Annotated in this window: 18 protein-coding genes; 13 read left to right on the forward strand and 5 right to left on the reverse strand. The window is 60.3% G+C overall.

All coding sequences use genetic code 11. From position 1 onward, the window contains the following. Window positions 1-142: 142 nt before the first annotated feature. From exbB to AC3IT6_RS28575, 6 genes are all read left to right on the forward strand, one after another. Window positions 143-1,114 carry a tonB-system energizer ExbB gene (gene exbB / locus AC3IT6_RS28550; protein WP_458370505.1) on the forward strand — a complete coding sequence of 324 codons (972 nt, stop codon included), beginning with the start codon at window positions 143-145 and terminating at the stop codon, window positions 1,112-1,114. A gap of 6 nt (window positions 1,115-1,120) precedes the next feature. Beyond that, window positions 1,121-1,549, forward strand: a complete 429-nt coding sequence (gene exbD / locus AC3IT6_RS28555; RefSeq protein WP_007975187.1) for a TonB system transport protein ExbD — start codon at window positions 1,121-1,123, stop codon at window positions 1,547-1,549. Continuing rightward, window positions 1,546-2,295: an energy transducer TonB family protein gene (locus AC3IT6_RS28560; protein WP_007989592.1), complete on the forward strand. Its 750-nt coding sequence runs from the start codon at window positions 1,546-1,548 to the stop codon at window positions 2,293-2,295. The genes exbD and AC3IT6_RS28560 overlap by 4 nt, the downstream gene beginning before the upstream one ends. Before the next feature lie 285 nt (window positions 2,296-2,580). Continuing rightward, entirely contained in the window at window positions 2,581-3,510 is a 930-nt protein-coding gene (locus AC3IT6_RS28565; RefSeq protein WP_008000272.1) for a hydrogen peroxide-inducible genes activator, read from the forward strand. A gap of 9 nt (window positions 3,511-3,519) precedes the next feature. After that, entirely contained in the window at window positions 3,520-5,595 is a 2,076-nt protein-coding gene (gene recG / locus AC3IT6_RS28570) for an ATP-dependent DNA helicase RecG (protein WP_489353836.1), read from the forward strand. 78 nt (window positions 5,596-5,673) lie between these two features. Then, entirely contained in the window at window positions 5,674-7,077 is a 1,404-nt protein-coding gene (locus AC3IT6_RS28575; RefSeq protein ID WP_489353837.1) for an aminoacyl-tRNA deacylase and HDOD domain-containing protein, read from the forward strand. A 98-nt stretch (window positions 7,078-7,175) separates the two neighbouring features. Here AC3IT6_RS28575 and AC3IT6_RS28580 read toward each other — a convergent pair whose 3' ends face one another. Continuing rightward, entirely contained in the window at window positions 7,176-7,559 is a 384-nt protein-coding gene (locus tag AC3IT6_RS28580) for a hypothetical protein (protein ID WP_008018281.1), read from the reverse strand. 564 nt (window positions 7,560-8,123) lie between these two features. Between AC3IT6_RS28580 and AC3IT6_RS28585 the strand changes: the two genes are divergently transcribed. The 3 genes from AC3IT6_RS28585 (at window position 8,124) to AC3IT6_RS28595 (ending at window position 10,575) form a co-directional block, all read left to right on the forward strand. Further along, window positions 8,124-8,501, forward strand: a complete 378-nt coding sequence (locus AC3IT6_RS28585; protein WP_489353838.1) for a DUF6124 family protein — start codon at window positions 8,124-8,126, stop codon at window positions 8,499-8,501. A gap of 272 nt (window positions 8,502-8,773) precedes the next feature. Then, complete coding sequence (locus AC3IT6_RS28590; RefSeq protein WP_489353839.1) at window positions 8,774-10,195, forward strand: PAAR domain-containing protein; 1,422 nt, start codon at window positions 8,774-8,776, stop codon at window positions 10,193-10,195. Then, complete coding sequence (locus AC3IT6_RS28595; protein WP_489353840.1) at window positions 10,192-10,575, forward strand: hypothetical protein; 384 nt, start codon at window positions 10,192-10,194, stop codon at window positions 10,573-10,575. The genes AC3IT6_RS28590 and AC3IT6_RS28595 overlap by 4 nt, the downstream gene beginning before the upstream one ends. 86 nt (window positions 10,576-10,661) lie before the next feature. Here AC3IT6_RS28595 and AC3IT6_RS28600 read toward each other — a convergent pair whose 3' ends face one another. The 3 genes from AC3IT6_RS28600 to AC3IT6_RS28610 all read right to left on the reverse strand — a co-directional run bounded on the left by AC3IT6_RS28600 (window position 10,662) and on the right by AC3IT6_RS28610 (window position 12,469). Continuing rightward, on the reverse strand, window positions 10,662-10,937 hold the full coding sequence (locus AC3IT6_RS28600; protein ID WP_003195589.1) for an HU family DNA-binding protein: 276 nt from the start codon (window positions 10,935-10,937) through the stop codon (window positions 10,662-10,664). Between the two features lie 194 nt (window positions 10,938-11,131). After that, window positions 11,132-12,280 (reverse strand): NAD(P)/FAD-dependent oxidoreductase, encoded by a 1,149-nt coding sequence (locus AC3IT6_RS28605; protein ID WP_218431562.1) that lies wholly within the window; start codon window positions 12,278-12,280, stop codon window positions 11,132-11,134. Window positions 12,281-12,298: 18 nt separating this feature from the next. Beyond that, window positions 12,299-12,469 carry a rubredoxin gene (locus tag AC3IT6_RS28610; protein WP_007995385.1) on the reverse strand — a complete coding sequence of 57 codons (171 nt, stop codon included), beginning with the start codon at window positions 12,467-12,469 and terminating at the stop codon, window positions 12,299-12,301. Window positions 12,470-12,668: 199 nt separating this feature from the next. Here AC3IT6_RS28610 and AC3IT6_RS28615 point away from each other — a divergent pair, with 199 nt between their 5' ends. Together AC3IT6_RS28615 and ubiA are read left to right on the forward strand one after the other, a co-directional pair. Continuing rightward, on the forward strand, window positions 12,669-13,232 hold the full coding sequence (locus tag AC3IT6_RS28615; RefSeq protein WP_489353841.1) for a chorismate--pyruvate lyase family protein: 564 nt from the start codon (window positions 12,669-12,671) through the stop codon (window positions 13,230-13,232). Continuing rightward, window positions 13,232-14,122, forward strand: a complete 891-nt coding sequence (ubiA, locus tag AC3IT6_RS28620; protein ID WP_150724876.1) for a 4-hydroxybenzoate octaprenyltransferase — start codon at window positions 13,232-13,234, stop codon at window positions 14,120-14,122. The genes AC3IT6_RS28615 and ubiA overlap by 1 nt, the downstream gene beginning before the upstream one ends. A gap of 60 nt (window positions 14,123-14,182) precedes the next feature. Here the strand turns inward: ubiA and AC3IT6_RS28625 are convergent, their stop codons facing one another. Beyond that, the gene (locus tag AC3IT6_RS28625; protein WP_489353842.1) at window positions 14,183-14,566 is read right to left on the reverse strand and encodes a COG4315 family predicted lipoprotein; all 384 of its coding nucleotides are present in this window, start codon (window positions 14,564-14,566) and stop codon (window positions 14,183-14,185) included. A gap of 153 nt (window positions 14,567-14,719) precedes the next feature. Between AC3IT6_RS28625 and phoB the strand changes: the two genes are divergently transcribed. Then, entirely contained in the window at window positions 14,720-15,409 is a 690-nt protein-coding gene (phoB, locus tag AC3IT6_RS28630) for a phosphate regulon transcriptional regulator PhoB (protein WP_003229608.1), read from the forward strand. Window positions 15,410-15,489: 80 nt separating this feature from the next. Further along, window positions 15,490-16,776 (forward strand): phosphate regulon sensor histidine kinase PhoR, encoded by a 1,287-nt coding sequence (gene phoR, locus AC3IT6_RS28635; RefSeq protein ID WP_489356691.1) that lies wholly within the window; start codon window positions 15,490-15,492, stop codon window positions 16,774-16,776. Window positions 16,777-16,892 lie beyond the last annotated feature (116 nt).

Below are 16,892 nucleotides of genomic sequence, written 5' to 3' on the forward strand. Positions count from 1 at the left end.
AGGCGGCTAGCAATGCAGGAAAAAAAGAGACGCTATTACTTCTGTTAACAAGAATTACTTGCAATAATGCGCCCCACTTTTGTTCTCGGCCTTTCGAGGCCTGGAAGAACATCACCCGTTTTTTCTCTCAGGTCCGGCCAGCATGACACGCAATCAAATCTCCGCTTCGCCAACCAAACGACCTCGCGCCTGGAGCGCGGTGGCCGCCCTGTTCCTCAGCCTGATGCTCGCGCCAGTCGCCGCTTTCGCCGATGCCCAGGCGCCAGCCACACCGGCCGCCACCGCGCCGGCTCCGGCCGATCACGCCGCCCCGGTCGCTGCTCCGGCCGCGACCGATCCTGCCCAGGCCGCACCGGCAGAAGCGTTGGGTGAAGACGTCCCGGAAGTACTCGAAGCCGACAACACCTTGGGCATGGCTCATGACCTGTCGCCTTGGGGCATGTACCAGAACGCCGACATCATCGTGAAAATCGTGATGATCGGTCTGGCCATCGCTTCGATCATCACCTGGACCATCTGGATCGCCAAGGGCTTCGAGCTGATGGGCGCCAAGCGTCGTCTGCGCGGTGAAATCGCCCACCTGAAAAAAGCCGCCACCCTGAAAGAGGCCAGCGCTACCGCGGCCAAGGAGGGCACCCTGGCCAACCTGCTGGTGCATGACGCCCTTGAAGAAATGCGCCTGTCCGCCAGCAGCCGCGAGAAAGAAGGCATCAAGGAACGCGTCAGCTTCCGTCTTGAGCGCCTGGTCGCGGCCTGCGGTCGCAACATGAGCAGCGGCACCGGCGTGCTGGCCACCATCGGTTCCACCGCGCCGTTCGTCGGCCTGTTCGGTACCGTGTGGGGCATCATGAACAGCTTCATCGGCATCGCCAAGACCCAGACCACCAACCTCGCTGTCGTCGCCCCCGGTATCGCCGAGGCCCTGCTGGCTACCGCGCTGGGCCTGGTTGCAGCGATCCCTGCGGTCGTGATCTACAACGTCTTTGCCCGCTCCATCGCCGGTTACAAGGCTCAGGTGTCCGATGCGTCGGCACAGGTCCTGCTGCTGGTCAGCCGCGACCTCGACCACCAGCCTGAGCGCAGCTCGCAACCGCACATGGTGAAAGTGGGGTAATCGGCCATGGGCCTGCATTTGAAAGAAGGGGCAGACGACGATCTGTCCGAAAACCACGAAATCAACGTTACGCCGTTCATCGACGTGATGTTGGTGCTGTTGATCATCTTCATGGTGGCGGCCCCGCTGGCCACCGTGGACATCAAGGTCGACCTGCCCGCCTCGACCGCCAAACCGGCGCCGCGGCCAGAGAAACCGGTGTTCCTCAGCGTCAAGGCCGACCAGCGCCTGTTCCTTGGTGAAGACGAAGTGAAGGCCGAAGCACTCGGCGCCACCCTCGACGCCAGGACCCAGGGCAAGAAAGACACGACAATCTTCTTCCAGGCCGACAAAGGCGTGGATTACGGCGACCTGATGAGCGTGATGGACAACCTGCGCTCTGCCGGTTACCTGAAGGTAGGTCTGGTCGGACTCGAGACGGCAGCCAAGAAATGATCACGACGCGCCATAAGCTGACGCGTTACAGCGGTAGCCTGGCCGTGGTGCTGGGCGTTCACGCGCTGGCCATCGCGCTGGCGCTGAACTGGTCCGCTCGTCCGCCCATCGAATTGCCTCCCCAGGCAATGCTGGTCGAACTGGCACCGGTTCCTGCCCCGCCACCGCCTGCTCCGCCGAAAGTCGTCACGCCTCCGCAGCCACCGGCTCCGGTTGAAGAACTGCCGATTCCCAAGCTAGCCGAAGCGCCGAAAGCTGAAATTGCCGTGCCCAAGCCCGTCAAGCCAAAGCCCAAGCCGCAGCCGCCCAAACCGGTAGAGAAGAAGCCCGAACCGCCGAAGGAAAAACCGGCTGAAGAAAAACCGGCCGAAACCCAGCAGACTCAGGCACCGACGGAGAAATCCGCCCAGCCTGCGCCGGGCCCATCGCCGGCTCAACTGGCGGCCAAGGCCAGCTGGCAAGGCACGCTGTTGGCACACCTGCAGAAGTACAAGAAGTACCCTGCAAGTGCCCAGGCACGGGGCAAGGAAGGCATGAACCGTCTGCGTTTCGTCGTGGATGCCGAAGGCAATGTGTTGTCGTTTGAGCTGGTAGGCGCCTCGGGCACTGCCGATCTGGACCGGGCTACCCTGGAAATGATCCGCCGCGCTCAACCGCTGCCCAAGCCACCGGCCGACATGCTGACCAATGGCTCCATCGAAATCGTTGCACCGTTTGTGTATTCGCTGGAAAAACGCCGCCGCTGATAACACCGGCAATCCCTGTGGGAGCGAGCTTGCTCGCGATGACGGCCTCACAGTCAACTTATTCGCTGACTGTTACTCCGCTATCGCGAGCAAGCTCGCTCCCACAGAGGTTTCCGCCAGCTGGCAGGTCGCGCTCCAAGCCCAAAAGGCACCGAAAGGTGCCTTTTGCATATCTGCCAGCGGCAATCCGGCATTGCCCGGTGTCACTCGACGCACTCAGTCTGATAACGTGCGTCTATCGATTGCAGCCGGTATGCTTGGCCCGCAACTACATGGACGCTTGCTATGACCCTCACAGAATTACGCTACATCGTTACCCTCGCCCAAGAGCAGCACTTCGGCCACGCGGCCGAGCGTTGCCACGTCAGCCAACCGACCCTGTCGGTGGGTGTGAAAAAGCTTGAAGACGAACTCGGTGTGCTGATTTTCGAGCGCAGCAAAAGCGCCGTGCGCCTGACGCCGGTCGGCGAAGGCATCGTGGCCCAGGCCCAAAAGGTACTGGAACAGGCCCAAGGCATCCGCGAACTGGCCCAGGCCGGCAAGAACCAGCTGACCGCCCCACTCAAGGTCGGCGCTATCTACACCGTCGGGCCATACCTGTTTCCGCACCTGATTCCACAACTGCACCGGGTTGCCCCGCAGATGCCGTTGTACATCGAAGAAAACTTCACCCACGTGCTGCGCGACAAGCTGCGCAACGGCGAGCTCGACGCGATCATCATCGCCCTGCCGTTCAATGAAGCCGACGTGCTGACCCTGCAGCTCTACGACGAGCCGTTCTACGTGCTGATGCCAGCACAGCACCCGTGGACGCAAAAAGAGTCCATCGACGCCAGCCTGCTCAACGACAAGAGCCTGCTGCTGCTCGGCGAAGGCCACTGCTTCCGCGATCAGGTACTGGAAGCCTGCCCGACCCTGACCAAAGGCAACGACGGTGCCAAGCACACCACGGTGGAATCCAGTTCCCTGGAAACCATTCGCCACATGGTCGCCTCGGGCCTCGGGATATCTATCCTGCCGTTGTCGGCAGTCGACAGCCATCACTACGCCCCCGGCGTGATCGAAGTGCGTCCGTTGTCGGCACCCGTACCGTTCCGCACCGTGGCCATTGCCTGGCGCGCCAGCTTCCCGCGCCCGAAAGCGATTGAAATCCTCGCTGACTCCATTCGCCTGTGCTCGGTGGCCAAGCCAGCGACGCAAGTCGCTGCGGGCTAAGCAAGGGTCATGAGCGAGTTGTCGCAAGTGTCGGTGACGGCACTCAAGGGTGTCGGTGAAGCCATGGCCGAGAAGCTGGCCAAGGTCGGCCTGGAAAACCTCCAGGACGTGTTGTTCCACCTGCCCCTACGCTATCAGGACCGTACTCGCGTGGTGCCGATCGGCGCACTGCGGCCCGGACAAGATGCGGTCATCGAAGGCACCGTCAGCGGCGCCGATGTGGTCATGGGCCGGCGGCGCAGCCTGGTGGTCCGATTGCAGGATGGCACCGGGGGCTTGAGCCTGCGTTTCTATCACTTCAGCAACGCGCAAAAGGAAGGCCTTAAACGCGGCACGCGGATTCGCTGCTACGGCGAGGCGCGGCCCGGCGCTTCGGGGCTGGAGATCTACCACCCGGAATACCGCGCCATCACCGGCGACGAACCACCACCGGTGGATGAAACCCTGACCCCGGTCTACCCGCTTACCGAAGGCCTGACCCAACAGCGCTTGCGCCAGTTGTGCATGCAGACCCTCACCCTGCTCGGCCCCAGCAGCCTGCCCGACTGGCTGCCGAACGAACTGGCCCGCGACTACCAATTGGCGCCGCTGGCCGATGCGATCCGCTACCTGCACAACCCGCCCGCCGATGCCGACGTCGATGAACTGGCCCTCGGTCACCACTGGGCGCAGCACCGTCTGGCCTTCGAAGAACTGCTGACCCATCAGCTGTCGCAACAGCGCCTGCGCGAAAGCATGCGCGCCCTGCGTGCGCCAGCAATGCCCAAAGCCACCAGGCTGCCGGCCAAATACCTGGCCAACCTCGGCTTCAACCCGACCGGTGCCCAGCAACGGGTCGGCAACGAAATCGCCTACGACCTCAGCCAGCACGAACCGATGCTGCGACTGATCCAGGGCGACGTCGGCGCCGGCAAAACCGTGGTCGCCGCCCTCGCCGCGCTGCAAGCGTTGGAGGCCGGTTATCAGGTCGCGCTGATGGCGCCCACCGAGATTCTCGCCGAGCAACATTTCATCACCTTCAAGCGCTGGCTCGAGCCACTGGGCATTGAAGTCGCATGGCTGGCCGGTAAGCTCAAGGGCAAGAACCGCGTAGCCGCGCTGGAGCAAATCGCCAACGGCACGCCGATGGTGATCGGCACCCACGCGTTGTTCCAGGACGAAGTGCAGTTCAAGAACCTGGCGCTGGTGATCATCGACGAACAGCACCGTTTCGGCGTACAGCAGCGTCTGGCCTTGCGGCAGAAAGGCGTCGGCGGGCGCATGTGCCCGCACCAGTTGATCATGACCGCCACGCCAATTCCGCGCACGCTGGCCATGAGCGCCTACGCCGATCTCGACACCTCGATCCTCGACGAATTACCGCCCGGCCGAACCCCGGTCAACACCGTGCTGATCACCGACACCCGGCGGGTCGAAGTCATCGAACGGGTGCGCAGCGCTTGCGCCGAGGGGCGTCAGGCCTATTGGGTATGCACGCTGATCGAAGAGTCGGAAGAGCTGACCTGCCAGGCCGCCGAAACCACCTTCGAGGACCTCACCGCCGCCCTTGGCGAGTTGAAAGTCGGGCTGATCCACGGCCGTATGAAGCCTGTGGAAAAAGCCGCGGTGATGGCCGAGTTCAAGGCCGGCAACCTGCAACTGCTGGTCGCGACCACGGTGATCGAAGTCGGCGTGGACGTGCCCAACGCCAGCCTGATGATCATCGAGAACCCCGAACGCCTGGGCCTGGCGCAATTGCACCAGTTGCGTGGCCGCGTCGGCCGGGGCAGCGCCGTCAGCCATTGCGTGCTGCTCTACCATCCGCCGCTGTCGCAGATCGGCCGCCAGCGCCTGGGCATCATGCGCGAAACCAACGACGGTTTTGTCATTGCCGAAAAGGATTTGGAACTGCGCGGCCCCGGCGAAATGCTCGGCACCCGGCAGACAGGTTTGCTGCAATTCAAGGTCGCCGACCTGATGCGCGATGCCGATTTGCTGCCCGCCGTGCGGGATGCTGCCCAGGCATTGCTCGAGCGCTGGCCGACCCACGTCAGCCCGCTACTCGACCGCTGGCTGCGTCATGGCCAACAATACGGCCAAGTGTGACAACCGTCACGGTTTCTGAGGCGTGGCCCCAAGCAAGCTGGTTATACTCCCGCAATTGTTTTAGTCCGGATACAGACCATGACCGAAGTTGCCTTCGCACCCGACACCCCGCACGCTCCGTCGGTCATTCGGCTGATGCTGGGCAAATTGGGCATTGCCTACGAAGAAGTGCTGGACCGTCACGGCCTGAATGCCGCGCGCAAAGTGCAGGCCGTTCTGCTGGATGACAGCGTTGGCGTGCTGATGGTGCTGTTCCCGCAGAGCCAATTGCTGGACCTCAATCGCCTCACTGAACTCACCGGTCGCCGCCTCGCCGCCGTACCGACCGAACGCCTGACAAAAATGCTCGGCAAGCACAACCTCAGCTTGCTGCCGGGCCTGCCGGCGCTGACCAGTTCACCGTGCCTGTACGACGCAAGCCTGCTGCACGAGCCGAAGTTGCTGATCAACTCCGGTGAGCCGGGCGTGCTACTGGAAATTTCCAGCGAAGACTTCAAGACGACCATGCTGACCAAGGCCAGCGCCGCCAACTTCGGCGAAAACCTGACCAGCATCCGTCCGAACCTCAACCGCCCCGATGACGACCGCGAGGAAATCACCCAGGCCGTCCAGGCGTTCACCGCGCGGCGCATCCAGCAGCGTCTGGAAGCGACCATCGAGATTCCGCCGCTGGCCGAAACCGCGCAAAAAATCATCAAGCTGCGCGTTGACCCCAACGCCACCATCGACGACATCACTGGCGTGGTCGAAACCGACCCGGCGCTGGCTGCACAAGTCGTGAGCTGGGCGGCATCGCCGTACTACGCCTCGCCGGGCAAGATCCGCTCGGTGGAAGACGCCATCGTCCGGGTGCTGGGCTTCGACCTGGTAATCAACCTGGCGCTGGGCCTGGCCCTGGGCAAAACCTTGAGCCTGCCCAAGGACCACCCGCAACACTCCACGCCGTACTGGCAGCAATCGATCTACACCGCCGCCGTCATCGAAGGCCTGACCCGCGCCATGCCGCGCGCCCAGCGCCCGGAAGCCGGCCTGACCTACCTCGCCGGCCTGTTGCACAACTTCGGCTACCTGCTGCTGGCCCATGTGTTCCCGCCGCACTTCTCGCTGATCTGCCGCCACCTGGAGGTCAACCCGCACCTGTGCCACAGCTTCGTGGAACAACACCTGCTGGGCATCAGCCGCGAACAGATCGGCACGTGGCTGATGCGCTACTGGGACATGCCTGAAGAGCTGGCCACCGCCCTGCGCTTCCAGCACGATCCACACTACGACGGCGACTTCGCCGAATACCCGAACCTGGTGTGCCTGTCGGTGCGCCTGCTGCGCAGCCGAGGCATCGGTTCCGGCCCCGACGAAGACATCCCCGACGCCCTGCTCGAACGCCTTGGCCTGAGCCGCGAAAAAGCCAACGACGTGGTCAGCAAAGTCCTCGAGGCCGAAGTGCTGCTGCGCGAACTGGCTTCGCAATTCTCTCAAGGCTGAAAAGCAATCGCGAACAGGCTCGCTCCCACAGAATTCAGACGATCCCTGTGGGAGCGAGCCTGCTCGCGATGAATATCACTCGGTCTACCTGAAAGACCTCAAGCCTTGGGCTTGGCCTTCTTCGGCTTCAAATACTTGGTCAGCCCCTGGAACCAGATCACCAGCGCCGGGTTGCCCTTGATCTGAATCGACTTGTCCTGAATCCCCGTCATGAACGCCAGTTGCTTGTTCTTCGCCTGCATCGTGGCAAAACCGTACGCGGCGTCTTTAAAGGCAATCGCAAACGCAGGCTCGGCATGCACACCCGATTGGCTGGTGATGCGCTGGTCCTTCACACGAAAATGCCGCGCCACTTTCCCGTCCAGGGTCTGCAGCTGAAACACCAGGTCCTTGTCACCCAGTTGCTGCTGAAACGCCGGATTGGTCCGGCTGGCCTTACCCATCAACAAACCCAGCATCCACAGCAGAAAACGAAATTTCATGCGCACAGCCTCAGAAGAAAAATGAACGGCTGGGGCAGTTTAACGGCTTAACAACAGAACGCCACCTTTCAGATGCGTTAGAAGAAGATAAGCCATATTTCTCGCATGATGACCGCCAAGTCACGCTTTCATACTGTCTCACTGATCGTTCCCACACTCATGCGTAGGAATGCCTTCCGTGACACTCCTACAACGGCAGAAACACATCCCTGTAGGAGCTGCCGAAGGCTGCGATCTTTTGATCTTGCACCCCGCAGACTTCTCGGACATTTCCTTCAAAACGCCGGGCCATGTGTGAACTAGGCGATTTTGGTCGGCACCGATAACCTCTTTAAGTCACCGCAAAATCGGTGACTCGGACGTGCAAGTCCGGAATCGGCACACAATCGGTAATGGCTATTCCCAGAGCGTTTTTTTATGCTCGCGGATCATTATGGCGGCTGTGTGTGGGAGATCTTCCGATCTGCCGGTTTACCGATTCCGGTCTTGCACACCTATACACAGCTGCCACCTCTTTCGAAGTGCAAGCGAAATGGTGTTAGCTCTCAAATCGGTACAACACCAATGATCAAGCCAACACCGAATCCCCCAGCAAACGAAGCCCTTGATACCAAAGAGCTCCATGAAGCCGCAGAACGCGCCCCCGATCACCACAACACCCAAACCGAACAGAAACAATCGAAACGTAACGGCCAACTTTTCAGCGTCTGCCCAGGCATCAACACCGAGGCGCTTCTGGCCAACGCCTCAGAAGATCTGCTCTCCATCAGCGCCATCGCCGCCGACCTCGCGGATGATGTAGACGGCTCACGTCGCTCGGTTGTCCTGGCTATCAGTCGCATGGCTGACGGCGCGCATTTACTGGTAGAGCAAGCACTGGATCATCTGGACGAACCGGAAATGGCGGCGATTCTCACAAGGAAATCAAGCCAAGCTAGCTAACTCGCCAAAAGGAAAGCGACCCCGATTGTTGCCGTCACTTTCGGGGTTTTAAGGCAAGTCGCTGCCACCCTCCTTAATAGCCAACTCCCACTCACTTCTCCCTTTCCCAAATCTGCGTAGGAAGCTTCCTGTTCTCCCTGTGATGTCTTGAATTACCTCTCTGCTCACGTACTTTACGCTAGCCCGACTCATTTCCGAACCGGGATAACTCATCGTTAACAACGGCGCATTTCCCCAAGGGATGGGGCGCCAGTTGAAAGGGACATCAAGACATGGCTATCGGGCATTACATTGGGCTAGGTGACAAAACTGACTGCGGCGGTACCGTTCTGGAGGGGGACCACACCTTCAGTTTCGGTCTCATCCATGCTCGTGAGGGTGATCTGGTTAGTTGCGGAAAAGATAAGAAGAGCTACCGGATCATCGGCGGCGTCTCTCACGTCCTTAGCGAGGGTCGACGTGTTGCTGGCACGCTGGACAGTTTCAGTGGTTGCCCTTGTCGAGCCAAACTGATTCCCTCGAATTTCGAGGGTAGTTATGTCAATGAGCCCTCTGCACCGAGAGCAGCCAGGGTAAACGCTCAATCGGCCGCGCCTGCGCCATCGATGACATCCACCAGCAATTCGACTGCGCAGCGTCCATCTGGCTTTACATCAGTGCCAAGTGCGCCGCCTTCATCGCTGCCCACCGGCATCGATACTTCGGAACCGGGCTTTTACATCGTGCCCAAGAGCACCACCCGCGAACAGCTCGAGGCCTCGTTGTTCACCCTGCGCGACCCGGCAGTGATGGGCAAATTCAAGCTGCTCAATCCCAATCTGCGCGACGTCAAAGCCGGCTCGATGATCGTGCTGAGCGACCCCAACGACTACCAGTGCACCCGTGAAGAAGCCCTGCTCATGGACGTGGCCGCCAAAACCAACCAAGTGCTTGCAACGCTCAGCCCGGAAGAGGCGGATTTCATGGTGCAACACCGTGATGCCATCCAGACCTTCTTGGGCCATGGTTCGACTGCTATTGGCGTCGGCGCGAGCATTCTCCACAATAACCTGGAAAATGTCCGCGAGACTCTAAAAGAAATCGAAGCGTTGCATCAGCATTCATTTCTGCGCGATGGCCACCTGAGCTCACCGACGTTTCTGGAAGATCGCAAAAAACTGCTCGCTCAACTCGACATCCACATGACAAGCCTGACGCGCAAAGGTATCGGTTTTCCCGACCATCCCAATTTGAATCGTGCAATGTTCCTTTCGCCTCCCAGCCTGGTTCATCGCTGGACGGAAGCCGGCGGCGTAGGTCAGATGCCGGGGTACGCCACTCCTCTGGATGGGGTGGCCAGGGCTTCCAAATACCTCCAGTACGGGGGCTGGGTCGGTACCGCAGTCGGTGGAGGGGCGTCGGCTATGAAGATTCAGGATGTGTGTAGGGCTGGGAATACTGAGGCATGCGAGCGGGTTAAATTCACTGAGGCGGGGAGCTTCAGTGGAGGAGTAGTTGGGGGCTCGGCCACTGGTGCGCTATTATCTGGCTCTACCGTTGGATATCTTTGTGCGGGCCTCAGTATAGGCACTGGTGGCTTTGGTATTCCTGTATGTGGAATTCTAGTTGTCGGAGCTGGCTCATATGCTGGAGGCATACTTGGCGAAAAAGGCGGAGAGATAATTGGCGAAGTTTTGTACGAAGCAATTAGATGACTAGTGCTGAATACATCGTCGGCAGCTTATGTGGCCTAGTACTCGTTGCCTTATTGCTTTGGAACGTCGCGGCGCTTTACCTGGCATATACACGAATGGACTTAATGCTGGACAAGCTAAAAAACTGTTCCGCCATTATGACCAGAGCCCCGCTTAGGCATGGCGGCCCGTGGGGAAAGTTGTTACTTGTTGGAGGAATCTCAGGAATTTTAACATTTCCTAGCTTTTATCTGAGCAGAGGTAAGTTAAGCATCAAGGATCTAGAAAGCTTCCCTACTACACTAAAGCGAAAACTAATAGCACTACAATTGACTGTTATTGGACTATTAACAACCTTGGCATTATTGGTTGCATTGTGGGAATCCGGATTACTTAAATAATCGCTTCGACAAAAATGGGCACCCAACCCTGGTTGGCGTGCCCATTTTTTATTCCACTCCCCCGCTACGCGGGAGGTGAAAAAGGATTACGGATTAACGCTGTCTTTCAACGATTTGCCTGGCTTGAACGCAACGGTGTTGCTGGCCTTGATTTTGACGGGTTCACCGGTTTGCGGGTTTTTGCCGGTGCGGGCACCGCGATGGCGTTGCAGGAAGGTGCCGAAGCCCACCAGCGTCACGCTGTCTTTGCGGTGCAGGGCACCGGTGATTTCTTCAAGAACGGCGTTGAGAACGCGGTTGGCTTGTTCTTTGGTGAGGTCTGCTTTTTCAGCAATGGCTGCTGCGAGGTCTGGTTTACGCATGTGAGTGAAGCCCCTTTGACGGTTTGTTGTTGTTATGTCCGTGCTGCTCTCTGCGGAGCAGCGCCAAAAGCGCCGCAGGTGCTCTACTCTGCGGCAGACGGGAGTGAGGATGGCACGCAGTGAGGCCCCGCGCCAGTATCGGCGCGGCCATTGTTAGGGCAAAAGGGGGGTGATTCCGACAGAACGACCGGTATTTACGCCAACAGGGCCGGAAGCTCTTTGTTCAGGGCCAGTTTTTCCATCACGGCGGCACCGGTGAGGGCGTAACCGAGCAGCTTGCCCGCGGCATCGCGGCATAAAACCTTGATGTCGGCACCCTGCCCTTCGACTGTCCAGATGCCTTCCGCGCCCCGTGGCGGCGGGGACACCACCAGCGGGCAGACTGGGGTTTTGACGGTGATTGGCATCGGGCCATAGGTGACGGCGGTCGGGTTGCCGGCCAGGGTTTGCGCCAGCGCCCTTGCACAGCTCATCAGGGGCATGACGTACAGCAGATTCAGCCCATCGACCTCGGCGCAGTCGCCCAGGGCGTAGATGTTGGCGTGGGAGGTTTTCAAGTGCCGGTCGACCATGACGCCACGGCTGACCTGCAAACCGGCCGCTGCCGCTAGGTCGACGCGTGGGCGCAGGCCTATGGCCGAGACCACCACGTCGCACGGGATCACCTGACCATCGGACAGGTGCGCTTCCAGGCCGTCAGCCACGCGTTGCAGGCGGTTGAGTACCGGCCCGAGGTGGAAGCGCGCGCCGAGGCTTTCGAGGCCAGCCTGCACTGCAGCGGCGGCCGCCGGGTGCAGCAGGGTCGGCATGACCTGTTCGCACGGTGCAACCAGCTGCACTTCGTAGCCGCCCAGAGTCAGGTCGTTGGCGAACTCGCAACCGATCAGGCCGGCGCCGAGCAGTAGCACACGGCGCTTGCCGGCCGCCGCCGCACGGAAGCGTGCGTAGTCTTCCAGGTCGTTGATCGGGAATACGCAGTCCGCCGCGTCGCCTTCGATGGGCACGCGCACGGTTTCGGCGCCCCAGGCCAGGATCAGGTCGCGGTAGATCACCGCTTCTTCACCGATCCACAGGCGCTTGTGGCCCGGGTCGATGCCGCTGATGCGCGTGTGGGTGCGTATTTCGGCCTTGAGCTGTTCGGCCATGGCGCCGGGCTCGGCCATGCTCAGGCCGTCGGCATCCTTGTTTTTGCCGAAGCCGGTGGAGAGCATCGGCTTGGAGTAGGAGCGCCCGTCATCGGCGGTAATCAGCAGCAGCGGGGTTTCGCTATCGAGTTTGCGAAACTCGCGGGCCACGTTGTAGCCCGCCAGGCCGGTGCCAATGATTACGACAGGTGCGTTCATTCCTTACTCCTCAATTTTTCAGGCAGCGATTTCGATCATTTCAAAATCCATTTTGCCCACACCGCAGTCCGGGCACAGCCAGTCTGCCGGGACGTCTTCCCAACGGGTGCCCGGCGCAATGCCGTCATCCGGCCAACCGTCGGCTTCGTTGTAGATCAGGCCGCAGACGATACATTGCCACTTTTTCATCAGGTACTTCCTCAGGGTTCAGGCGTTTTGCCGGCCAGACGGTCGATGGTTGCAGCACTGCCGTCCAACTCAGCGCGTTTTGTACTGATCGGGGCCGTCGGATGCAAGCCTGTTCGGCGTAACGGCAGGCCATTTCAATCGATATCGGCGGCTGACATGTTAAGCTCGCCGCCTCATTTGCTGCCAATAATGACTCATTGTGCATCACACAGAATCCCCCTCTCCAGTTCCTCTCTGGCTCTCGCGCAGCGAACTGGCGCCCCTCCCCGATGCCGCCACCCTCGACTGGCTGTTCGACGAAGGCTCGCTGACCAGACGTCTGATTCATCTGTCGAATGACGCCTTCAGCGTCTCGCCGATGTTCGAAGGCTGGCAACCCCTGCGTGCCGACGAATGCGCAGCGCTGGACCTGGTCGATGGCAGTGAGGGCTGGGTGCGCGAGGTGTATTTGCGCGGTCATGGCCAGGCGTGGGTGTTTGCGCGCAGCGTGGCGTCACGCAGTGCATTGCAAGGCGACGGCTTGCACATGGACGAACTGGGCAGCCGCTCGCTGGGCGAATTGCTATTTTGCGATCAGGCCTTCCAGCGCCGGGCCATCGAGGTTTGCCATTATCCGCAAGCGTGGCTGCCCGCCGAGGTGCAATCGCCTGAACTATGGGGCCGCCGCTCGCGCTTCGACCGCGGTGCGCTGAGCGTGCTGGTGGCCGAAATATTCCTGCCTTCCCTGTGGGACGCCGCCTGCGCCCAATCGGAGAACCGTTGATGTACCAAAGTCTGCTCAAGTCCTTGAACCGCTTGAACCCTCGGGCCTGGGATTTCATTCAGCTGACCCGCATGGACAAGCCGATCGGCATTTACCTGCTGCTCTGGCCAACGCTGTGGGCGCTGTGGATTGCCGGCAAGGGTTCGCCGTCCCTGGCCAACATTGTGATTTTCGTTCTCGGCGTGGTGCTGACCCGCGCTGGCGGCTGCGTGATCAACGACTGGGCGGATCGCAAGGTTGATGGTCATGTGAAGCGTACCGAGCAGCGGCCGCTGGTGAGCGGCAAGATCAGTTCCAAAGAGGCGCTGGTGTTCTTCGCATTGCTGATGGGCGTGAGTTTCCTGCTGGTGCTGTGCACCAATGCCGCGACCATTTGGCTGTCATTGGGTGGTCTGGCGCTGGCGTTCAGTTACCCGTTCATGAAGCGCTACACCTATTACCCGCAAGTGGTGCTGGGAGCGGCATTTTCGTGGGGGATGCCGATGGCGTTCACTGCAGAAACCGGTGAACTGCCGGCAGTTGCATGGCTGCTGTGGATCGCCAACCTGATGTGGACCGTGGGTTACGACACGTATTACGCGATGACCGACCGCGATGACGACCTGAAGATCGGCGTGAAATCCACGGCAATCCTGTTCGGCGACGCGGACCGGGCGATCATCCTGACCCTGCAAGGGCTGGCGTTGGGTTGCCTGCTGCTGGCGGGGTCGAAATTCGAGCTCGGCGGCTGGTTCCACCTTGGGTTGCTGGCGGCGGCGGGCTGCTTTGCGTGGGAGTTCTGGTACACCCGCGACAAGGACCGGATGCGTTGCTTCAAGGCGTTTTTGCACAATCACTGGGCGGGTTTGGCGATATTCGTCGGGATTGTGCTGGATTACGCGTTGCGTTGACCGTTGAAAAGATCGCAGCCTTGGGCAGCTCCTGCCGGAGGCTGCGATCTTCTTGCGATGTTACATATGCTCACGGACGACGTGCCAGACGTCTTTCATCTTGTCGCCTTTCATTTCTCCGGGTGCCTTGTCCTTCTGGAAGTAGTAAAGCGGCTTGCCGTCGTAGGCCCATTGCATCGTGCCATCGTCACGCTTGATGACGGACCATTTACCTTCAGCCTTTGCGCCAGCTTCCGCCTTCAGCGGTGGCCAGTACTCTGCACACTCACCTGTGCAGGCCGACTTGCCACCGGTGTCCTTGTCGAAGGTGTACAGGGTCATCCCTTTGTGGTCGGTCATCATGCCGTCTTTCATCATGCCCGGTTCGGCGGCGAAGGCCATCGAAGGCAATGCCAGGGCCGCGGCCAGCAGCAGGGCCTTGATGGAATGCGAGTGTCGATTCATTTGAAGCCTTCCTTTGTGGTTGTCAGGATTCGGACTTAAAGCTTAGCCCAGGATCCAACCAATCGCCGGCCGACTAAAATACTGTCACACGACTGCAATAATTCCGTTATCTAATGCGGCGCAAGACAGTTAAATGACAAGAGGAATAAGGGCATGGTTGGCAGGAGCATTCTGATCGTCGACGACGAAGCGCCTATTCGCGAAATGATCGCCGTTGCGTTGGAAATGGCCGGCTATGACTGCCTGGAGGCTGAAAACTCCCAGCAGGCCCACGCCATTATCGTCGACCGCAAACCGGACCTGATCCTGCTCGACTGGATGCTGCCCGGCACGTCCGGCATCGAACTGGCCCGTCGTCTCAAACGTGATGAACTGACCGGGGACATCCCGATCATCATGCTCACCGCCAAGGGTGAAGAGGACAACAAGATCCAGGGCCTGGAAGTCGGCGCCGACGACTACATCACCAAGCCGTTTTCCCCCCGTGAGCTGGTGGCGCGCCTGAAGGCTGTTCTACGCCGCGCCGGCCCGACCGATGGCGAGGCGCCAATCGAAGTCGGCGGCCTGCTGCTGGACCCGATCAGCCACCGCGTGACCATCGACGGCCGTCCTGCCGAGATGGGCCCGACCGAATACCGCCTTCTGCAATTCTTCATGACCCACCAGGAGCGCGCCTACACTCGTGGCCAGTTGCTGGATCAGGTCTGGGGTGGCAACGTCTACGTCGAAGAGCGTACGGTTGACGTGCACATCCGCCGCCTGCGCAAAGCTCTCGGCGATGCTTACGAAAATCTGGTACAAACCGTGCGCGGCACCGGCTACCGCTTTTCTACCAAAGCCTGACCCGGACCTTTACCGCCCGACAAGCTGACAAGGACGCGCGTCAAGTGAACCAAAACTGGCATGGCACCCTGATTCGCCACATGCTGCTGCTGGTCACCACCTGCCTGGTGATCGGCCTGATCACCGGCTATTACGGCTGGAGCCTCGCCGCAGGCCTGGGTCTTTACCTGGCCTGGACCCTCAAGCAATTGCTGCGTCTGCACGAGTGGCTGCGCTTGCACAAACCCGATGAAGCGCCACCCGACGGCTATGGCCTGTGGGGCGAGGTGTTCGACAGCATCTACCACCTGCAACGCCGCGACCAACGGGTACGTGGGCGCCTGCAAGCGGTGATCGACCGGGTTCAGGAATCCACCGCCGCGCTCAAGGATGCGGTGATCATGCTCGACTCCGACGGCAACCTGGAATGGTGGAACCGCGCCGCCGAAACCCTGCTGGGCCTCAAGACGCCACAGGACAGCGGCCAACCGGTGACCAACCTGGTGCGCCATCCGCGCTTCAAGGAATACTTCGAGCAAGACAGTTACGCCGAGCCGCTGGAAATCCCTTCGCCGACCAACGACCGCGTGCGCATCCAGCTGTACATCACCCGTTACGGCAACAACGAACACTTGATGCTGGTGCGCGATGTGACGCGCATCCATCAGCTTGAGCAAATGCGCAAAGACTTCATCGCCAACGTTTCCCATGAACTGCGCACACCGTTGACCGTGATCTGCGGTTACCTGGAAACCTTGCTCGACAACGTCGACGAGGTGAACCCGCGCTGGGGCCGTGCCTTGCAGCAGATGCAGCAACAAGGCGGACGCATGCAGACCCTGCTCAACGACCTGTTGTTGCTGGCCAAGCTGGAAGCCACCGATTATCCGTCGGACAACCAGCCGGTGCCGATCGACGGCTTGCTGCAATCGATCAAGAGCGACGCGCAGCAGTTGTCCGCCCAGAAAAACCAGAAAATCACCCTGGAAGCCGACCCGACAATTCTACTCAAGGGCAGCGAAGCGGAGTTGCGCAGCGCATTTTCCAACCTGGTGTTCAACGCAGTGAAATACACCCCGGCCGAAGGCAATATCCGCATTCGCTGGTGGGGCGATGACCAGGGGGCGCACCTGAGCGTGCAGGACTCCGGGATTGGCATCGATGCCAAACACCTGCCGCGCCTGACCGAACGCTTCTACCGCGTCGACTCCAGCCGCAACTCCAACACCGGGGGCACCGGCCTGGGGCTGGCAATCGTCAAACACGTCTTGTTACGGCATCGGGCACGGATGGAAATCAGCAGCGTACCGGGCCACGGCAGCACCTTTACCTGCCACTTTGCCCCGGCCCAAGTCACCAAATCACGGGTTATCAGCACCGCTGACTGATACCGGTCAGCACACACCACTAGGCAACTGGCCGGTCAGCCGCTACATTGGCTGACTTGTGCCTGCCTTTCAGGCGCGGTTTTTACTTCCCTCTTGAATATACGGAACCCGCAAAA

Source organism: Pseudomonas sp. KH_017, assembly GCF_057840285.1.

Excerpts from the sequence above, each read along its gene's own strand:
- exbB (WP_458370505.1), top strand. The coding sequence starts at position 143 with ATGACACGCAATCAAATCTCCGCTTCGCCAACCAAACGACCTCGCGCC.
- exbD (WP_007975187.1), top strand. The coding sequence starts at position 1,121 with ATGGGCCTGCATTTGAAAGAAGGGGCAGACGACGATCTGTCCGAAAAC.
- AC3IT6_RS28560 (WP_007989592.1), top strand. The coding sequence starts at position 1,546 with ATGATCACGACGCGCCATAAGCTGACGCGTTACAGCGGTAGCCTGGCC.
- AC3IT6_RS28565 (WP_008000272.1), top strand. The coding sequence starts at position 2,581 with ATGACCCTCACAGAATTACGCTACATCGTTACCCTCGCCCAAGAGCAG.
- recG (WP_489353836.1), top strand. The coding sequence starts at position 3,520 with ATGAGCGAGTTGTCGCAAGTGTCGGTGACGGCACTCAAGGGTGTCGGT.
- AC3IT6_RS28575 (WP_489353837.1), top strand. The coding sequence starts at position 5,674 with ATGACCGAAGTTGCCTTCGCACCCGACACCCCGCACGCTCCGTCGGTC.
- AC3IT6_RS28580 (WP_008018281.1), bottom strand. The coding sequence starts at position 7,559 with ATGAAATTTCGTTTTCTGCTGTGGATGCTGGGTTTGTTGATGGGTAAG.
- AC3IT6_RS28585 (WP_489353838.1), top strand. The coding sequence starts at position 8,124 with ATGATCAAGCCAACACCGAATCCCCCAGCAAACGAAGCCCTTGATACC.
- AC3IT6_RS28590 (WP_489353839.1), top strand. The coding sequence starts at position 8,774 with ATGGCTATCGGGCATTACATTGGGCTAGGTGACAAAACTGACTGCGGC.
- AC3IT6_RS28595 (WP_489353840.1), top strand. The coding sequence starts at position 10,192 with ATGACTAGTGCTGAATACATCGTCGGCAGCTTATGTGGCCTAGTACTC.
- AC3IT6_RS28600 (WP_003195589.1), bottom strand. The coding sequence starts at position 10,937 with ATGCGTAAACCAGACCTCGCAGCAGCCATTGCTGAAAAAGCAGACCTC.
- AC3IT6_RS28605 (WP_218431562.1), bottom strand. The coding sequence starts at position 12,280 with ATGAACGCACCTGTCGTAATCATTGGCACCGGCCTGGCGGGCTACAAC.
- AC3IT6_RS28610 (WP_007995385.1), bottom strand. The coding sequence starts at position 12,469 with ATGAAAAAGTGGCAATGTATCGTCTGCGGCCTGATCTACAACGAAGCC.
- ubiA (WP_150724876.1), top strand. The coding sequence starts at position 13,232 with ATGTACCAAAGTCTGCTCAAGTCCTTGAACCGCTTGAACCCTCGGGCC.
- AC3IT6_RS28625 (WP_489353842.1), bottom strand. The coding sequence starts at position 14,566 with ATGAATCGACACTCGCATTCCATCAAGGCCCTGCTGCTGGCCGCGGCC.
- phoB (WP_003229608.1), top strand. The coding sequence starts at position 14,720 with ATGGTTGGCAGGAGCATTCTGATCGTCGACGACGAAGCGCCTATTCGC.
- phoR (WP_489356691.1), top strand. The coding sequence starts at position 15,490 with ATGCTGCTGCTGGTCACCACCTGCCTGGTGATCGGCCTGATCACCGGC.